The sequence below is a fragment of the Metabacillus sp. FJAT-52054 genome, assembly GCF_037201815.1.
Classification (GTDB): Bacteria; Bacillota; Bacilli; order Bacillales; family Bacillaceae; genus Metabacillus_B; species Metabacillus_B sediminis.
The window spans coordinates 3,513,018-3,529,397 of record NZ_CP147407.1 but is presented as its reverse complement, the minus strand read 5'-3'; the positions used below and the strand labels follow the sequence as shown (position 1 = coordinate 3,529,397).

Annotated in this window: 14 protein-coding genes and 1 riboswitch; of the genes, 11 read left to right on the top strand and 3 right to left on the bottom strand. The window is 44.2% G+C overall.

The window, feature by feature from the left end; translation table 11 throughout:
• The first annotated feature begins 79 nt into the window (after positions 1-79).
• From WCV65_RS18395 to WCV65_RS18385, 3 genes are all read left to right on the top strand, one after another.
• Positions 80-232: a hypothetical protein gene (locus WCV65_RS18395; protein ID WP_338778494.1), complete on the top strand. Its 153-nt coding sequence runs from the start codon at positions 80-82 to the stop codon at positions 230-232.
• Between the two features lie 65 nt (positions 233-297).
• On the top strand, positions 298-1,050 hold the full coding sequence (locus WCV65_RS18390) for a VOC family protein (protein ID WP_338778492.1): 753 nt from the start codon (positions 298-300) through the stop codon (positions 1,048-1,050).
• Positions 1,051-1,120: 70 nt separating this feature from the next.
• Positions 1,121-1,687, top strand: a complete 567-nt coding sequence (locus tag WCV65_RS18385; RefSeq protein ID WP_338778490.1) for a biotin transporter BioY — start codon at positions 1,121-1,123, stop codon at positions 1,685-1,687.
• 3 nt (positions 1,688-1,690) lie between these two features.
• Here WCV65_RS18385 and WCV65_RS18380 read toward each other — a convergent pair whose 3' ends face one another.
• A complete protein-coding gene (locus WCV65_RS18380) occupies positions 1,691-2,467 on the bottom strand; it encodes an alpha/beta fold hydrolase (protein ID WP_338778488.1) in 777 nt (258 codons plus the stop codon).
• 101 nt (positions 2,468-2,568) lie between these two features.
• A riboswitch (SAM riboswitch) is annotated at positions 2,569-2,672 on the bottom strand.
• A gap of 133 nt (positions 2,673-2,805) precedes the next feature.
• Here WCV65_RS18380 and WCV65_RS18375 point away from each other — a divergent pair.
• The 8 genes from WCV65_RS18375 (at position 2,806) to WCV65_RS18340 (ending at position 14,584) form a co-directional block, all read left to right on the top strand.
• Positions 2,806-3,387, top strand: a complete 582-nt coding sequence (locus WCV65_RS18375) for a histidine phosphatase family protein (RefSeq protein WP_338778486.1) — start codon at positions 2,806-2,808, stop codon at positions 3,385-3,387.
• 736 nt (positions 3,388-4,123) lie between these two features.
• The gene (locus WCV65_RS18370; protein ID WP_035404668.1) at positions 4,124-4,351 is read left to right on the top strand and encodes a plantaricin C family lantibiotic; all 228 of its coding nucleotides are present in this window, start codon (positions 4,124-4,126) and stop codon (positions 4,349-4,351) included.
• A 68-nt stretch (positions 4,352-4,419) separates the two neighbouring features.
• The gene (locus tag WCV65_RS18365) at positions 4,420-7,509 is read left to right on the top strand and encodes a type 2 lanthipeptide synthetase LanM family protein (protein ID WP_338778484.1); all 3,090 of its coding nucleotides are present in this window, start codon (positions 4,420-4,422) and stop codon (positions 7,507-7,509) included.
• A gap of 19 nt (positions 7,510-7,528) precedes the next feature.
• Complete coding sequence (locus tag WCV65_RS18360) at positions 7,529-8,443, top strand: ABC transporter ATP-binding protein (RefSeq protein ID WP_338778482.1); 915 nt, start codon at positions 7,529-7,531, stop codon at positions 8,441-8,443.
• Positions 8,436-9,152, top strand: a complete 717-nt coding sequence (locus WCV65_RS18355) for an ABC transporter permease (RefSeq protein WP_338778480.1) — start codon at positions 8,436-8,438, stop codon at positions 9,150-9,152. The genes WCV65_RS18360 and WCV65_RS18355 overlap by 8 nt, the downstream gene beginning before the upstream one ends.
• A gap of 20 nt (positions 9,153-9,172) precedes the next feature.
• Positions 9,173-9,379 (top strand): class II lanthipeptide, LchA2/BrtA2 family, encoded by a 207-nt coding sequence (locus WCV65_RS18350; protein WP_035404660.1) that lies wholly within the window; start codon positions 9,173-9,175, stop codon positions 9,377-9,379.
• A gap of 128 nt (positions 9,380-9,507) precedes the next feature.
• A complete protein-coding gene (locus WCV65_RS18345; RefSeq protein ID WP_338778477.1) occupies positions 9,508-12,435 on the top strand; it encodes a type 2 lanthipeptide synthetase LanM family protein in 2,928 nt (975 codons plus the stop codon).
• Complete coding sequence (locus tag WCV65_RS18340) at positions 12,419-14,584, top strand: peptidase domain-containing ABC transporter (RefSeq protein ID WP_338778475.1); 2,166 nt, start codon at positions 12,419-12,421, stop codon at positions 14,582-14,584. Before WCV65_RS18345 ends, WCV65_RS18340 begins: the two co-directional genes overlap by 17 nt.
• A gap of 216 nt (positions 14,585-14,800) precedes the next feature.
• On the opposite strand, the gene WCV65_RS18335 is transcribed toward WCV65_RS18340, so the two are convergent.
• Both WCV65_RS18335 and WCV65_RS18330 read right to left on the bottom strand, forming a co-directional pair.
• On the bottom strand, positions 14,801-15,238 hold the full coding sequence (locus WCV65_RS18335; protein ID WP_338778473.1) for a GNAT family N-acetyltransferase: 438 nt from the start codon (positions 15,236-15,238) through the stop codon (positions 14,801-14,803).
• Positions 15,235-16,290 (bottom strand): nitronate monooxygenase, encoded by a 1,056-nt coding sequence (locus WCV65_RS18330; protein WP_338778471.1) that lies wholly within the window; start codon positions 16,288-16,290, stop codon positions 15,235-15,237. The genes WCV65_RS18335 and WCV65_RS18330 overlap by 4 nt, the downstream gene beginning before the upstream one ends.
• Between the last annotated feature and the right edge of the window lie 90 nt (positions 16,291-16,380).

Genomic DNA, 16,380 nt, shown 5'->3' with positions numbered 1-16,380 from the left:
TATTGGATGAAAAGTAATCTCCGACCTAACATAACCCCTTACTCCCTCACATACACTTGTACCTAAAAGGGGGAGAACGATGATTGAATTTCTTTTAGCTGCAGCGGGTCTTCTATTTGTTGGACTGACGGCAAGCTTGCTTAAGGATCGGTGGGGAATGGAGTGCCGCGGGAAAAGCTCCTGGGAACTGCTCATTGAGGAGAAGCGCCAAACAGATGAATATAGAGACTAGTCCGGTTTCTTGTTATTTCTCCCAAATCCCTCTACTATTAAACTAAATAATGGGGAGGGAAGCAGATGAAGCTCGATCATATTGTTCATTATGTAAAGCAGTCGCCGGTGCAAGCGGGTGCTGAATTTCAAATGCTCGGTTTTCACACAATTCAGGGAGGAAGCCATGAGAACTGGGGGACAGCAAACAGTTTGAGTTATTTTAATCTCGCATATCTTGAATTTCTCGCAATTGAAAATAAGGACAAGGCTGAAAAGTCGGACAATCCGCTTATTCAAATGTGCAGCCGCCTTGAAAATGAAGGCCTTTGTCAAATGGCGATTCGAACCAGCGAGATGGATGATTTAGCCGAAAAATTAAAGGGTGCAGGGCTTACGGTAACAGGTCCTTTTTCAGGAAGCCGGACTAGGGCTGACGGGACCGAAATCTCTTGGAGGATGCTTTTTGCCGAACACCCGGAATCCGAACTGCCTTTGCCGTTTTTTATTGAATGGAGCGGTTCGGATGAAGAGCGAAAAGAGGATTTGATACGATCCGGGGCAATTGCGCCCCATCCAAATGGAATAAACACGATCCGGGAAGTCATCTATCTTTCCGAAAATCCTGTGAGGCTTGCGAACCAATGGTCTAAATGGCTTCAGCTTGAGAAAACAGAAACGCACGGAGAAGAAGTGAAAATACAGGTAGGAGAAGCAGATGTCAGCTTTAGAAAACTAGAACATCATCAAGAAAAAGGAATCTACGCGGTTTCTTTCTATCAAAAAAATAATAGGGAGCCCCGTGAAAAAACGTGGCATGGCGGAACCTATATCCTGTAAAAACTTTTACAGAAATCGATTCCTTATGTTAACTTTAAATGAATAACAGTTAACAAAGAGGGGGAGAATGATGGAAAAACAAAGGGTAAAACTGCGCATGCTGATTTTATCCGGAATGTTTGCTGCGATTACCGCTGTATTTGCACAAATTGAAATTCCGCTGCCAATCGTTCCGATTAGCGGACAGACATTAGCCGTAGGAATGGCAGCTACTATTCTCGGAAGCCGGTACGGGGCATTGGCTATGAAGGTATATGCCGGTCTTGGAATGATTGGTCTGCCTGTCTTTGCGGAGGCGAAAGGCGGTCTTCACATATTGGCGGGACCAACAGGGGGATACATAATCGGCTTCATTGCGGCGGCGTTTTTAACAGGATATTTCCTTGAAAAAACAAAGTTTACGCTCAAGTTCGCGCTCGCCGCAAACACGATTGGGATGCTGGTTACACTGCTCTTCGGAACGGTGTGGCTAAAAATCGTGCTGGGTTTGCCATGGGACAAGGCACTCGCTGTGGGCGTCTGGCCATTTGTAGCAGTTGGCCTCATAAAAGCGGTCCTGGCGAGCTGGATTGGAATAGCTGTAAGAAGACGGCTTATTCAAGCGAAACTGCTCAATCAAAAGATTCAAGCAGCCTAGTATTCAGGCATTCATGCTCTTCCTATTGGCAGGAAGGGCTGTTTTTTGTATGGAAAAAAATTGATTGGCTTCCCTTACGATCAAATCCTGGTCAAAATCCATGGATGCTACATGATAAGAATTTGGAAGGCTAATCATCTTTTTACGATTGGCGGAAATGGACTCCATGATCCTTTCAGAACAGGCGGCAGGAACAACATGATCCTCCGGAGAACAGAATACAACGACTGGACACGAGACTTCTGCAAGCCTGATTTTTGCTTCATTCATAGCCTTTCTCAGCTCGGAAATGGCTTTAACAGGTATTTTTTCATAAGCAATTTCCTCCACAGACGGATCCTTTATATCTGGCCGTCCCTCCTTGATAAAACCAGTATCTCCGACAATCTTTTCGTAATCTGGAACTTCAAGTGCTGCATTAATAAGACCTATTCCATCGATTTGCGTGAATTGGCTGGCAAGCTTAATCGTCAGACTGCCGCCCATGGATTGTCCAATAACAAATACTTTTCTGAATCGGCTCTTTAATTTTAAGTAAGCAGTTTCCAGGGAGCGGTACCAGTCTTGAACTGAGCATAGCTCCATATCGGACGGACATGTACCGTGTCCGGCAAGTCTTGGAGCATATACAGAATAGCCTAATGAGGCAAATTTCTCTCCCAGTGATTCCATGCTCTGGGGGGTGCCGTTGAAGCCATGGCACAAAAGAATGGCCTGTTCAGAACTTCTATAGATGGAAAAGGACTGAGCGCCGGTAATCACTCTTTTCAGTTCTTTCATAACTGCCTTCCTCCTTTAAACGATTGTTTCACAGCTGAGAGCCAGCCAAATAAAAAAACCTTCTTTGGCATTGGCTGCTAAGAAAGTTTACGGTCAACATTTCTTTATCGGCCAAAGCACTGCGCTTTGCTGGTAGGAGCACCTTTCCAAATGGAGGTTGCTGTGAAGTCATAGAGCCAGTTCTCTCGTTCACTCTTGATAATTTAATTAATCCTATAAAATTACTTGGTTTTATGTATATTATCATGGCCTGTTTAATGTGTCAATGAAGACTTGTCCGTCCGAAAGGGATAAAATAGTCTATAACATGGAAGAAAATCAATGAATGGAGTGAAATGATGACTAAGCTAGGAATTGTCAGACATGGCCTAACAGAATGGAATATGGAAGGAAGAGCGCAGGGCAGCTCCGATATTCCGCTTCATGAACAAGGAATTAAAGAAGCAGAAATGCTGGCAGAACGGCTTAAGGAAGAGGACTGGGATCTCCTTTATTCAAGTCCGCTGCTCCGTGCAAAACAAACGGCGGATTTTATCAGTAAAAAGCTCGGTGGTCTAGAGGTAGTAACAGATGAACGCATCCGGGAAACCGGTGGCGGGGAAATTGAAGGCACAACAGAAGCTGAACGTGTGGAAAAATGGGGAACTGGGTGGAGAGAACTTGACCTGGGCAGAGAGCAGTCGGGCCAGGTAACAAAAAGAGGAGTAGAATTTGTTGAAGAGCTTTTGGAAAAGCATCCCGGCAAGAACATTCTCATGGTGACACATGGTTCATTTATCAGACATCTCCTAAAGGAATTAACGCCGATGAATGAAGAAAGCGAACCGCTAAAAAATACTTCGATCACCCATCTTCTGCTGGATGACTCTAAGTGGTCATGCGGGCTTTATAACTGCACAAAACATCTCGAAATTAACTAGCTTGCCGGCCCATTACTCGAGCTTGAAGAGTAGCGGGCTTTTTTTATCGCTTTTTTTTGTTGTTCATATAAACGCTTCCAGCAACCCCGCTAAACAGCGCTAATCCAATCGCAATCCACATTTCTAATGACATGAAAAGACGCCTCCTTCTTTTTCTTACCTTAAGGATAATCTGATATTGATTAAAAATCATCAATCAAAAGACGGAGTGACTTAAGTCATTTTTTCCAATTGTGGGAAAAATAAGCTCGTCCGGCTATATCATTTTTTTATAGAAAGCCTTGATGGTAAATGGATTACTTAAAGCAAGATTCCTAGCGGTGAAATTCTGCAGCGACTGAGGGAGAATCAATGATCAGAAATACCCCTTCACCATCCATCCGTTCGACAGTGAAATTGGAAAAAATCCTGTTGCTTTAGACAAAGTGAAAAGGATTTTTTATATTATATGGCAGTTCCCCTTTTTTGTAAAATCAGACCCATATCATCATAAAAATAAATAGTTTGTCTCATTTTGACAGGATATTACAAATATTTTTATATATTTGTCATGTACGGAAGTAACGATTGTTTGCATTTGTGAATCAAATGGGCCTTCTATTAAGGAAGATAGTCTTATTTTTCTGTTTTTCAGAAAAAAAAAAGAGTTAGACAGAGAGGATTTATCGATGTTAAAAATAAAGTGTGCTTTTCCTGAAAACGGAAAATCAACATAGCAAAAGAGGAGGTGAATTCGATGAACAAAGCAGCATTTCTTAAAAACCCGGTTTTAAGAATGAAATCATCCCTATCTGTAGAAAATCCTGCTGGAAACGTACTTGAAGAGATTTCTGCTCAGGATATGATGTCTCAAGTTGGGGGAACAATCATTACGATTTCTCTATGTGCAACTGCAAGTAAATACTTAGGCAACAAAGGTTATGTGTGTACAGCTACAAAAGAGTGCCAGAATTCATGCCAATAATTTTTACATTTTCTGCAGATAGTGGTTGGATCCGCCACTATCTCTATCAAGGTTAGGAGCAAATGATGATGAGCGCAAACATGTACAGCGAACAATTTCAGGATACGCTTCAATACTGGATGACTCTTTATCCGGAGATTAAAACTGCAGAGGATTTTGAACAGGTAATCGGTGATGTGGGTATGACAAGCCTGAATGATTTGCATAGCCGACTACATACCCCGCATCCAGCTTCAGAGAATATTCCTCAATTCATGCAAACCTTCCAATCCAATTTAAATCAGGACTGGTTTATTGACGAGAAATTCAGCCATGTCCCTTTCTATTTCTTTTTTAAGCCGGTAGTGAAGCATCACCTTGATTTGTTTGAAGAGAAACTAAAAAACGATCCGAGTATTTCGTCCCTGCAAACCTTTATCATACGGGCTGCATCGGAGCTTTTTAAAACCCTTCATAATCTTGCGATTCGCACCCTGATTTTAGAGGTGAATATTGCCCGTCTTCAAAATAAGCTCGAAGGGGAAACCTCTGAAGCTCGTTTTCTCTACTTTACCGGCACCCTTCTTAAAGAGCCTGAATTTACCGGGTCTTTGTATGAGGAATATACGGTATTGACCCGTATGATGGACTCTGCTTCTGCAAACTACTTGAATTTTGTCCTGGAAATCGCTGCACATACGGAAAAGGATCAGCTTCTGCTGGAGGAAGCATTCGGACTGAAGGATGGAATTGGAAAAATCGATTCAATTGATAACAATTTGGGAGATGACCATAATGGCGGCCAAACGGTTTCCATCGTCCGCTTTACATCAGGATTCAAGGCTGTGTACAAACCACGCTGTGTAAAGATCGAGCTTGCTTATCAGCGTTTTATTGACTGGCTGAACGAACAGAAGGCAGGCAATATGCTCGCTTTGAAAACGGTTCTGATTATGGACCGGGGTGAGTATGGCTGGATGGAATTTGTTCCTTACGAGGAGTGCACGGATACAGAGGGAGCGGAGAGGTTTTATAAACGAATCGGTCATCAGCTTGCCGTTTTTTATATCCTTAATGCCAATGATTTTCACCATGAGAATCTGATTGCCAGCGGCGAGCACCCTGTTCCGATTGATCTTGAATCCCTGTTTCATTCCGTGATTGTCGATTTGCCTTTTGCTTCGACATCAGAGGTCATGGCCCATGAACAGCTTGCGCGGTCTGTGTATTCAGCTGGATTGCTGCCGCAGAAAATTGTGAAAAGAGTGGATGGCAAGGAAATCAGTGTGGACATCAGCGGACTTGGCGGAGAGGATGAACAGGCATCCCCATTTGTTTCATTGACAATCTCCGGTAATTTGACCGATGAGATCAAAATTGAAAAACATGCCGGCACCCTTGATTCGGAACAAAATAATCCGAGCTTAAAGGGAGAGGTTCAGCGCTCCGAACTATTTTCAAAAGAGATCAAAGACGGATTTACAGCCCTTTATGAATGGATTGCGGAGAATAAGGAACTGGTGATCGCCGAGCTTTCAAATCGGTTCGCGGGAAATCAAAGCAGGTACATAGCGAGGCCTACATATGTTTACAGTCAGCTGCTGAGCACGGCTCTGCACCCGGATTTTCTAAGGGATGAATTGAGCAGGGAAATCCTCCTTCACAGAATCGGCATTCATGCGAGCAGATTGAAAAAACCTTTGCTGAAAGCAGAAATAATGGATCTCATGACCGGATCGATTCCGTATTTCACTTCGAGAACGGATATGAATGCAATTGCCTGGAATGGACGTATCCAGATGGATGAGGCGTTTAACCGGACCCCGCTAATGGAAGCAGCCCACAAAATCAGGAGTATGGGAGATCCGGATTTGCAAAGACAGCTGAGTATCATTGACATGTCGTTTAAAGCAAAGACGAGCAGTGCTGAATCTGAAGTAACAGGGATCCAATTTTCTTTTGAACCAGATAAAAAGGAGCCGGAAAAGTGGCTTGAGCTTGCATGCCGGATTGGCGATCACCTGCTTGAAACGAGTGTTGCGGATCAAGAAGAAGGTTTGGACCGGACCTGGATCAGCACGATGCTGGAAGGAAAAGAGGAAGAGACGTGGTCGATTGGTCCTGTCGGAAATGACCTTTATAACGGCAACAGCGGCATCGCTGTCTTTCTTGCCTGTCTAGGTGAGATCACCGGGATGGAAAAATATAAGAAGGCAGCAGCTCAAACGATTTATTCTCCGATTCAGGAAATAAAGAGCCTGGATTTTAAGCATCCATACCTGGTTGGAGCCTATAACGGTTTAAGCGGTTATTTATATGCCATTTATCATACAGGAAAGCTGTTGAAGGACCCGGAAATGAAGGAATTCGCCATTCGTCATATGAATAAGCTGAAATCCCTGGCATCAGGAGACAAGGTTTACGACGTGGTCGGGGGTTCTGCCGGAAGCATAGGGGCTATTCTTTCCTTATACAAAGAGGAGCTGACTCCAGGAGATCGTGAGGTTATCCTTGATTGCGCTCATACCCATTTCCTTCATTTGAGAAAAAACCATCAAATCTTCGGCTCATCCATTGCATGGAAATCAGATGTGACCAATCCCGGATCCGGTTTTTCTCACGGCAATGCAGGGATTGCTGCATATCTAGGAAAACTGTATGAGCTGACAAAGGATGAGGAAGTGCTGAACACCATCCAGCAAGCCTTAGCCTATGAAAGAGAGTTATTTTCAGAGGAGCACGGGAACTGGTACTCAAGTCCGGAAAAAACAAGAATGTCCATTGGCTGGTGTCATGGCGCGCCCGGCATTCTTCTAAGCAGGCTCTTGCTGAAGCGTTCCGGCTACACCGATGACCAGATCGACTCGGAAATTGTCACAGCTCTTTCAACCACTTTGAGCAATGGGTTTGGACATAATCCATCCTATTGCCACGGGGATCTTGGGAATCTCTCAATTGTTCAGCTCGCAGCCGAAACCTTCGGTGATCAGCAGCTGCAAAGCCAGGCGCTGTCGACCTTTCAGCAGATTTTTGATCAGGTCTTATCAAAGCGATGGAAGGAAGGGGTTTTCCGCGGAACCGATTCAATGAGTGTCATGATCGGGTTAACAGGGTTTGGATATTCCCTGCTAAAGCAGTATGCACCGTCTATCGTTCCGGATATTTTATGGTTTGAATAACCATCAGGAGGAGGATCATATGTCCAATATTCTGGTAGTCGATCAGGTGAGCAGAAGCATTAAAAATCAGCTTGTTACAGACAACGTCAGCTTTTCCATCGGTACAGGAGAAATTGTCGGACTGGCTGGTCCCAACGGAGCAGGAAAAACTACATTAATGAGAATGATTACGGGTTTAATTAAAAATTACGAAGGAGAAATCCTTTTAAATAACAGGAGTGTAAAAACGGGTAAAAAGTTTTCCCGCAAGGAAATCGGCTGTGTGATTGAGGCCCCCGGCTACTATCCGAATATGACCGGCTACGAAAATCTTCAATTCTTTGGCGCTTTAACGAAGTCCATTACGAAGGAAGAAATTTTCGAGGCGGCTGAGCTTACGGAAATTAAAGATGCGCTAAACAAAAAGGTGAAGCATTATTCCATGGGAATGAAACAAAGACTTGGAATCGCCCAGGCGCTCATCGGCGATCCGAAGCTTCTCGTTCTGGATGAACCGACAAACGGCCTGGATCCTTCCGGTATGCGGAATCTGAGAAATTATTTAAAGGTCATCGCGGAGACAAAAAAAATCGCCATGCTGATTTCTAGCCACTCACTTGATGAAATCGAAAAAATCTGCGAGCGGGTCATCGTGCTTAATAACGGGAAAGTTGTCAAAACCTTGCACTTAACGGAAACAGAGCAGGATACCGTGTTCTATGTATTTGAGTCCAATGATGAAATGCTGCTGACTGCCTATCTAGAGGAAGAAGGGTACGAGCCTTCTGCCCTGTCACAGAACCGGATCAGAATCCAAATAAAAAAAGAACAGGTCCAAGCTCTGATTTCAAAAATTGCCGAGCGCGGGATTGGTTTTTCGAGTGTGTATGAATGGAAGGAAAGTCTGGAAACGCAATACTTTGAACTGACAGAAAGAAGTGAGAAGAATGGGTAATTTAGCGGTATTAGAAACGAAAAAGCTGATGAGGAAACCAAGTATTTATTTTGGTGTAATCCTGGCCTCGCTTTTCTCATGCGCGATTGCCTATGTAGCATTTCTCAACCCTGAATCGTTTGGAAAACGAAATGTATATGCATTTTTTGCGGATATAGCGCAGTATGTGCTGATCGTTTTTGCAGCAAAATCACTGGGAGATGAATTTCAGTTTAAGACCTCTGCCATTCTTTTTACGAATCGTTATTCAAGGATGGAGATTCTCTTTTCAAAGATTGTGAGTCTTCTTGGCCTTGGATTGCTGATGGGGCTTGTAAGCGGCATGATTGGAGTCATTTTTTTAGGAGTAATGGGAGAGCTGACTGCATTACATGCAGTGCTTGAACTGACAGGAGTGATTGGCAGATACTTGGTTTATACCTTTTGTGTGGGGAGCTTTGTCCTTTTGTGGACAGTCCTGTCTTTTCATACAATCGCATCTTTATTCTCTGCCATCGGATTTTTCTTTCTGCTGCCGGCGGTAATCGGGATGGCCGTCTCAAAATTCTCGGGGCTTGTGAGAGCGGTTGAGTACATACCTTTTTACTCAGCAAGCAATGTCATTCATCAACCTGCATGGAATCAGGCGGAGGTGACCGGTCTTATTCTATCGGGAATGATCTTTGCAGCATTGGCCGTCTATTTCCTGAATCGCAAGGATCTTACCTAACTTGAAGGGAGGTGAAAATAATGAAAAAAGGTCTTGAACTTATCGAAATCTATAAAACTGAAGATCCAGCAGGTTTCATCCCTGAAAGCGAGCTTAAAAAGCTTTCTGCTGAAAACCCTGCCGGAGGTACTGCAACCATTACGACTTCTTCTTGGGCTTGCGGAGCTACAGTAGCACTTTCTATCGCAGTATGTTCTACATTCAAATGTACATCTAAATGCGGTTGATGTAAGGACAGGTTCGGTTCCTTCCGGTTTGCAGGCCAGCGAAGGAACCGTTCACTATGATCATACCCTTGTTTTACGATACATATGCCAATTTTTACGAATCTAATTGTGAGAGGTTACCAGATGCTATGAAAACCATTATAACTCCTGAACAGCGATTTGCGGAGAAAATAATCCATCAAACCTATGAAAACACCCCTTATGCCAATCATTTTAATGAAACGGGTCTATTTGATGATTTTTATACACCCTTCATCCGCTCCTTTGAACAAGACCTATCCGCTTTGCTCCATTCCATTCCTTCCATTGATTTAGCTATTAACTTCGAAAAAATCATGATCCGCTGCCTTATTTCTTTAAAGGAAGAGCTCATCAATCTATCGATAAAAACGCTTATAACGGACCTGTATGAAAAAAAGAAATCGGGACAGATTCAAGGGGAGACAAAGGAAGAGCGCTATCACGATTATCATCGATCTCTTCAGACGAAAGACGTTTTTATTGAACTATTTAATAAATACCCTGTGCTGATCTATTTAATAGAAGGAAAAATGAAAACGAAGCTGCAGCTGATCTCTGACGTGCTGAACCGGCTATTGGCTGACCTCCTTCCTGTCCAATCGATGCTCGGCGTTTCACAGATGCTGCTCGAGGATATTCAATTCAGCATGGGAGACTCCCATAATAACGGACAGACGGTTCTGATCTTAACAATCAGCGGCAGAAAAATTGTGTACAAGCCTCATACTCTTTCACCGGAGAAAAGCTTTTATACTCTCCTTAACTGGGTTCAGTCAAAAGGGGAACTGCGCGTCCCATTAAAAGGAGCGAACATCATCAGCTGCGGAGAATACGGATGGCAGGAGTTTATCCCTTATCAGGAATGCCGGAGCACGGAAGAGGTTACGGATTATTATTACCGAATCGGGGTCTTGCTTGCTCTATTCAAAATTCTTAAATGCAGTGACATTCATTATGAAAACATCATTTCAAACGGAGAGTACCCTGTCGTAATCGATTTGGAAACCCTGCTTACCCATGAACCCCAAGGAGAGAAAAGCGGAGAACTGATGACCGCTTTTTTCGAGGAGCTGGATCGCTCTGTTCTTGGAACGCTTTTGCTCCCTCAAAACCTGGAGCAGTCGCCTATCGATTTTGATGTGAGCGGTTTGCTTGGCCATGGCGGGGAAACGTCAGACCGCGTGATCACCTATCAGCTTATCAATCCAGGTACCGATGAAATACGATTCACTCCGGATTTCTTTGTTTCTGAAAGCAATCAGAATATTACTAGATTAAATGGAGAAACCGTTCGGGCAGCTGATTATTTGAACAGTATGGAACAGGGCTTTACGGATGGATACCAAACAGTCGAAAAGCACAAGGATGAACTCATTAGACGGATTGAGATGTTTAACGGGACATACAGGCAGGTACTGAGAGCGACTCACATATATGGACGCTTTCTGGAGGCAGCCGGACATCCCGGCTATATGCGCAGCATAGAAGATCGAAAGGCTTTATTTTCCTACCTCAGGGAACATGAAACAGAGGAAACGGCGGCAAAAAACCTGGCTGAGATCGAGTCGTTAATGAGAAACGACGTTCCGTATTTTACTGCGGAATTTTCAGGACTGCACCTGCATGCCGGCCGTGAGATCTGTGCAAGGAATTACTATGAATATTCATTGAAAGATTTGCTCGTTAAAAGAATAGCGGAAGTTAGCATGATGGACCGTAAGAAGCAGATTTCCTACATTCGAATGTCCGTTTTATCAAAGCTTGATAAAAATTGGGGCGGCCGTCATCAGGAAAATCAAGCGGAGATGGTGAATGAAGAAAAGCTCCTTCATTTACCGGCAAGTCCGCTCGATGCTGCCATTCAGCTTGGGGATCTTCTTTTGGAACACGCAATCTGGAACAGCAAGCGAACGAGCTGCACATGGCTTTCCCCTAATTTAGGAAGGGAAGACAAGCTCCATCTGGGGCCAATAAATGATTCCTTATATGAAGGCGCCGGGGCCGTTTTATTTCTCGCTGCCTTGTCTGAAGAAACGGGTGACGCAAGATACAGGATTTTAGCAAGGGGAGCGCTCGGGGGACTTGAGGAGCTGTGGCCGTTAAAGGAGGAAGGGCGGACGCACTCTGTATACTCCGGATTGGGTTCATTGCTTTATTTGTCCTACAACCTGTCTGTTTTATGGAATGACCAGAAGCTATATGAACAATACCGGACATATGTGAAAATGCTCTCGGACATAAAACTGAATTCTGAAACAGAGCTCGACTGGATCGGCGGTCTTTCCGGATTAATCGTCTGTCTTTTAAACATGTATGAGCAGGAAAAGGAAGAGGAGCTTCTGGTTCTTGCATGCCGCATGGGAGAACATCTATTTCTTGAAACCAGGAAAAAAACCGACTATCTAACAGGGTTTTCCCACGGATTAGCCGGATATGCTTACGCACTTTCTTTCCTTGGCAAAGCGGCAGGGGAGGAAAAATATTCAGAAGCGGCTAAAGAACTGGTTGCTAAAGAAAATTCGTATTTTCGAGATGAAACAGGAAATTGGAGAGATTTAAGAACACCTGAAGAAGATCAGGATCTCGTTTTCTGGTGCCATGGGGCAGCAGGAATCGGTTTAGCGAGAGCGAAAATGGCGGTTTTAGCAGCCAGGACAGACGAGGAGCTAATACGGGATGCTGAACGCGCGCTCGAAAAAGTAGTGAAGGATGGATTTGAGGAGGATTCCAATCACAGTCTATGTCACGGGATCTTTGGAAATCTGGATATTCTTCTCGAAGCAGCCGGAATCCTCGGAGACCAGGAACTTCTTGAAAGTGCGCGAAGGCTTGGAGACCGTCATCTTTTCACGCTTAGTGAAGAAGGCTTTCGTTATGGATTGAATCCTTCGGGTGGATTGATGGGTTTTATGCTTGGTTTTTCAGGTATCGGATATTCGCTGCTCAGGCTTCAGAATCCAGTCTATCCATCTGTGCTTTCTTTGGATGTTATGCCATACAGAGGGGTGGGAAACGAAATTGGGCATTCATCATAGGAAGAGAAAAATTCCGTATATTCCCCAGATGCAGCAAACGGAATGCGGCTTGTGCTGCGCAGCCATGATCACGAGATACTACAAAAGCCAGAGCTCGCTGAGTGAACTGAGGGACTTTATTGAAGCAGGAAGAGACGGACTGACTCTTTACCAGCTTAATTCCCTGCTTCTTTCCTTAAAATTCGAAACCCATGTGTACAAAACCGAGTTCGAAGGTCTTTGGCAGCTGGAGCTTCCCGCCATATTATATTGGAATGACAATCACTATGTCATTTTAGAAGAAATCGGACCATCAAAGGCGGTGATTGTAGATCCCGCTTTTGGCCGGAAGAAACTGACGAGGGAAGAACTGCAGCAGTCTTTTTCGAACTATGCAGTAACCGTCAAGCCTTCTGATGAGTTCGTTCCAGTAAGGAAAAAAGAAAACATCTGGTACTCCTTTTTCTCTGATGTGTTTCATCATAAGTATCTTTTTTTGAAGATTGTTTTACTCTCCTTCATAACCTACCTGTTTACGCTCTCCATTCCGATAGCGGTGCAATATTTAATTGATGAGGTGGTAATGAAGGGGAAATTCAGCCAGCTGAATTCTTTGATTGGAACGGCAGCGGGACTGATTGCCTTTTTCGGTCTCCTCATTTATATAAGAGGAAAGAATTTAATCAGCTTTCAGATGGTTTTGGAAAAATCGCTGATGGGGAAAACGTTTATGCATCTGCTTCGGGTTCCGTATAAATTTTTTGAGGTCCGTTCATTTGGAGATATTTTGTTCCGGATGAACAGCTTGCACATTATCCGTGATTTACTGTCAGAACAGCTAATCAAAGGCCTTATTGATTTTGGATCCATCTTTTTTATTCTCATGTATATGCTGTACAGCTCACCTGTCCTTGCGGGGGCAGCCCTTATTTTATTTTTTATAAACGGTGCCTTAACCATGTATACAAGACCTCACATTCTGGAGGCAAATCAGCATGAAATTGCCGAAAACAGCAAGCTGCAAACCATTCAGGTCGAAGCTCTTTATTCCATCCTCGGAGTCAAAACGACCGGGCTGGAGGATACCGTTTATAAGAATTGGAACCATCAATTCAACCGGGCACTGCAAAAGTTTAAAAAACGTTCGGAGATTCAAAATTCCTACACCTCTGTGCAAACAACCATTCAAACCCTGTCTCCGCTGCTGATTTTGCTTATAGGAATCTATCTATTTGCTCAGAAAAGCATTTCGCTTGGAGAAATGATCGCTTTTCATACACTGTCGATCACATTCTTTGCCGTTGGTGTATCAATCTTTCAAACGTACAATAATTTTCTGCTCGCCAATGCCTATTTAGAAAGAGTAAGGGATATTACGGATTCAGAAACAGAGGAAAATCCCGAGAAGCCTGCCGGAGCTCAAATTACCGGGGATATTAAACTCTCGGATGTTTCTTTTTCTTACACAAAGCACTCAGAAAAAGTAGTGAAGAAAATCAGCATGCATATTAAACGCGGGGAAAAGGTGGCGATTGTGGGTCCATCCGGCTCCGGAAAAAGCACGCTGAGCAAGATTCTGCTGGGGCTGTATATGCCTACAGAAGGTGAAATTTATTATGATGACATCGAGCTTGGCCGCTATAATAAGCAGGAGCTTCGTCAGCAAATGGGAATCGTTCCGCAGGATATCAATCTTTTTAACAACTCCATTATGGAGAATATCAAAATGAACAAAGAGGACGTCACAATGGAGGATATCCAAAAAGCGGCTTCTGTTGCGCAAATTGCTGAGGAAATTGAAAGCATGCCAATGGGGTACCATACGCTGGTTTCTGAAATGGGAATGAACCTGTCGGGCGGACAAAGACAAAGGATTGCTTTAGCACGGGCTCTGATCAGCCAGCCTAAGGTGATTATTTTAGATGAGGCAACGAGCTCGCTGGATGCAATCAATGAAGCGCTTGTCGGGGATTACCTGAAGGAAATGGGCTGTACAAGAATTGTCATTGCCCACAGGCTCTCAACAATCTATGACTCAGACCGAATTTTTGTAATGGAGAATGGGAGCATTATAGATGAAGGAACCCATGCAGAATTAATCGGGAATAAAGGGTTGTATTTTGAGCTTTATAAAACACAGTTGGATAGTAAAGAGGAGCTAGCCATTTAATGAAATAGCTCTGTTAAACTTGGCTGTTGATTCAGGCGTTCGCTTATCCTTGGGCGGGCTGCTTGAGCCTTCCCGCCGCTTTGCGCCTGCGGGGTCTCACCTGTCACGCTGCTCTAAAGCACAAGTCTCACGCCTTCCACTACAATCATCAGGCGTATTAAACCAATACCATGCTTTAACATAGCCAATGAAATAAGCGATCTGGTGCAGGATCGCTTATTTCAGTTGTTTATACATGACCTGATGAGGTCCGATTCCTTCTATTTCAAAAACTCCTCCAACCGGATGCAATCCCTGCTTTAAGTAATACGCTTCAACACTTGTTCTTGCATTGCACCACCACAAATCTGCTTTTCTTTCCGCGAGCACTTGATCTGCTTTAGTAAGCAAAGAGCTGCCTGCCTTTCGGTTCCGGTATTGCGGGAGGGTAGCCATTCCACGCAAGCGGTATTGATGATCCCCTGGCAGAAGCGGAGTAACTTCTTCAGAAAAGCTCGCGATGCTGATTAAAAGTTCATCTTCATAGCACCCCAGGTGAAAGGAGCTTTCCTTATCATCATTTTCGTAGCGGCAAGCGTCTTTGGGCTGGCCGGGGCGAAGGAGCTTTTGCCTGAGCGGGATCACTTCTTCAGGCTGTATAAAGGCAACAATCATAGTGTCACATCCTTTGAGACAGATAAGATCGATTGAACCAGGCTTTCTACAGACTGGCTGCGGCTCAGCCTCGGGCTTTGTCCGCACCATAATGACATATACTCTGCGTTATTTTGCTCTGCTGCCGCTTTTCGGATTGTCTTTGTTAAATCATTTTGAAGCGGGTAGGGAAGAATTCTTGTTTCGTTTTCCATCTCATATATGAACTGATTTTTAATTCCGCGTGCCTCTTTTCCTGAGAAAGCATCCGTAACGACTACCTGGTCTTCACGTGCATTTAATACGGCTTCTTTGTATGCAGGATGAGCGGCGCTCTCAAATGCCGTTAGAAAAGCCGTTCCCATTTGAACGCCCTGCGCTCCTAAGCAAAGTGCCGCTCTATATCCCCGTGCATCCATAATTCCGCCAGCTGCAATGACAGGTATTTTAACAAAATCGCAAATCTGCGGAATGAGAGACATTAACCCCAGCATATGGTGAGTGGGAGGACCTGAAAAAGTACCGCGGTGTCCGCCCGCTTCACTTCCTTGAGCAACGATGGCATCAACACCTTGTTCTTCAAGAAGAATAGCTTCCATCACGGAAGTAGCCGTGCCAATAACGATGGATCCGTTATTCTTTAACTCCTTGATAATGTGTTTTGCCGGCATGCCAAAGGTAAAGGAGCAAACAGGAACCTTTTCTTTTAAAACCATTTCAATCTGCTCCTCATACTTGCTGGTTCCTTCATTAAATGTTGGGGGATCTTCTTTTATATGCAGTTCATCACGAAAAACACGCAATGCTTCAAACGCATTTTGAATATCACTCTGGGGTGCTTCAGGATGGTCAGGCACAAAAAGGTTGACGGCATAGGGCTGCTGGATGTTTTTTTTGATGTCCCGGATTAATGCTGAAAGGTCTCCGGGTGCCATATAGCCTGCACCGATTGAGCCGAGGCAGCCTGAGCGGGACACAGCACAAACCAGTTCCGGGCCGGTAATGCCTCCTGCCATGGGCGCCTGGATGATGGGATAATTGATGCGAAGCAGTTCTGTTAAGGATGCTGTCACGTTCATTCCTCCATTTCATTATAGAAACTTTGACAAAGCCCGCCGGAAATCCTTCCATTCCATTAAAAATAGAGGCGGTTGCCGGCCGCC

What these genes read in the sequence shown, in the direction of transcription:
- WCV65_RS18380 (WP_338778488.1), bottom strand. Translation starts at nt 2,467, where the DNA reads ATGAAAGAACTGAAAAGAGTGATTACCGGCGCTCAGTCCTTTTCCATC.
- WCV65_RS18370 (WP_035404668.1), top strand. Translation starts at nt 4,124, where the DNA reads ATGAACAAAGCAGCATTTCTTAAAAACCCGGTTTTAAGAATGAAATCA.
- WCV65_RS18360 (WP_338778482.1), top strand. Translation starts at nt 7,529, where the DNA reads ATGTCCAATATTCTGGTAGTCGATCAGGTGAGCAGAAGCATTAAAAAT.
- WCV65_RS18335 (WP_338778473.1), bottom strand. Translation starts at nt 15,238, where the DNA reads ATGATTGTTGCCTTTATACAGCCTGAAGAAGTGATCCCGCTCAGGCAA.
- WCV65_RS18350 (WP_035404660.1), top strand. Translation starts at nt 9,173, where the DNA reads ATGAAAAAAGGTCTTGAACTTATCGAAATCTATAAAACTGAAGATCCA.
- WCV65_RS18355 (WP_338778480.1), top strand. Translation starts at nt 8,436, where the DNA reads ATGGGTAATTTAGCGGTATTAGAAACGAAAAAGCTGATGAGGAAACCA.
- WCV65_RS18395 (WP_338778494.1), top strand. Translation starts at nt 80, where the DNA reads ATGATTGAATTTCTTTTAGCTGCAGCGGGTCTTCTATTTGTTGGACTG.
- WCV65_RS18390 (WP_338778492.1), top strand. Translation starts at nt 298, where the DNA reads ATGAAGCTCGATCATATTGTTCATTATGTAAAGCAGTCGCCGGTGCAA.
- WCV65_RS18345 (WP_338778477.1), top strand. Translation starts at nt 9,508, where the DNA reads ATGAAAACCATTATAACTCCTGAACAGCGATTTGCGGAGAAAATAATC.
- WCV65_RS18375 (WP_338778486.1), top strand. Translation starts at nt 2,806, where the DNA reads ATGACTAAGCTAGGAATTGTCAGACATGGCCTAACAGAATGGAATATG.
- WCV65_RS18385 (WP_338778490.1), top strand. Translation starts at nt 1,121, where the DNA reads ATGGAAAAACAAAGGGTAAAACTGCGCATGCTGATTTTATCCGGAATG.
- WCV65_RS18365 (WP_338778484.1), top strand. Translation starts at nt 4,420, where the DNA reads ATGAGCGCAAACATGTACAGCGAACAATTTCAGGATACGCTTCAATAC.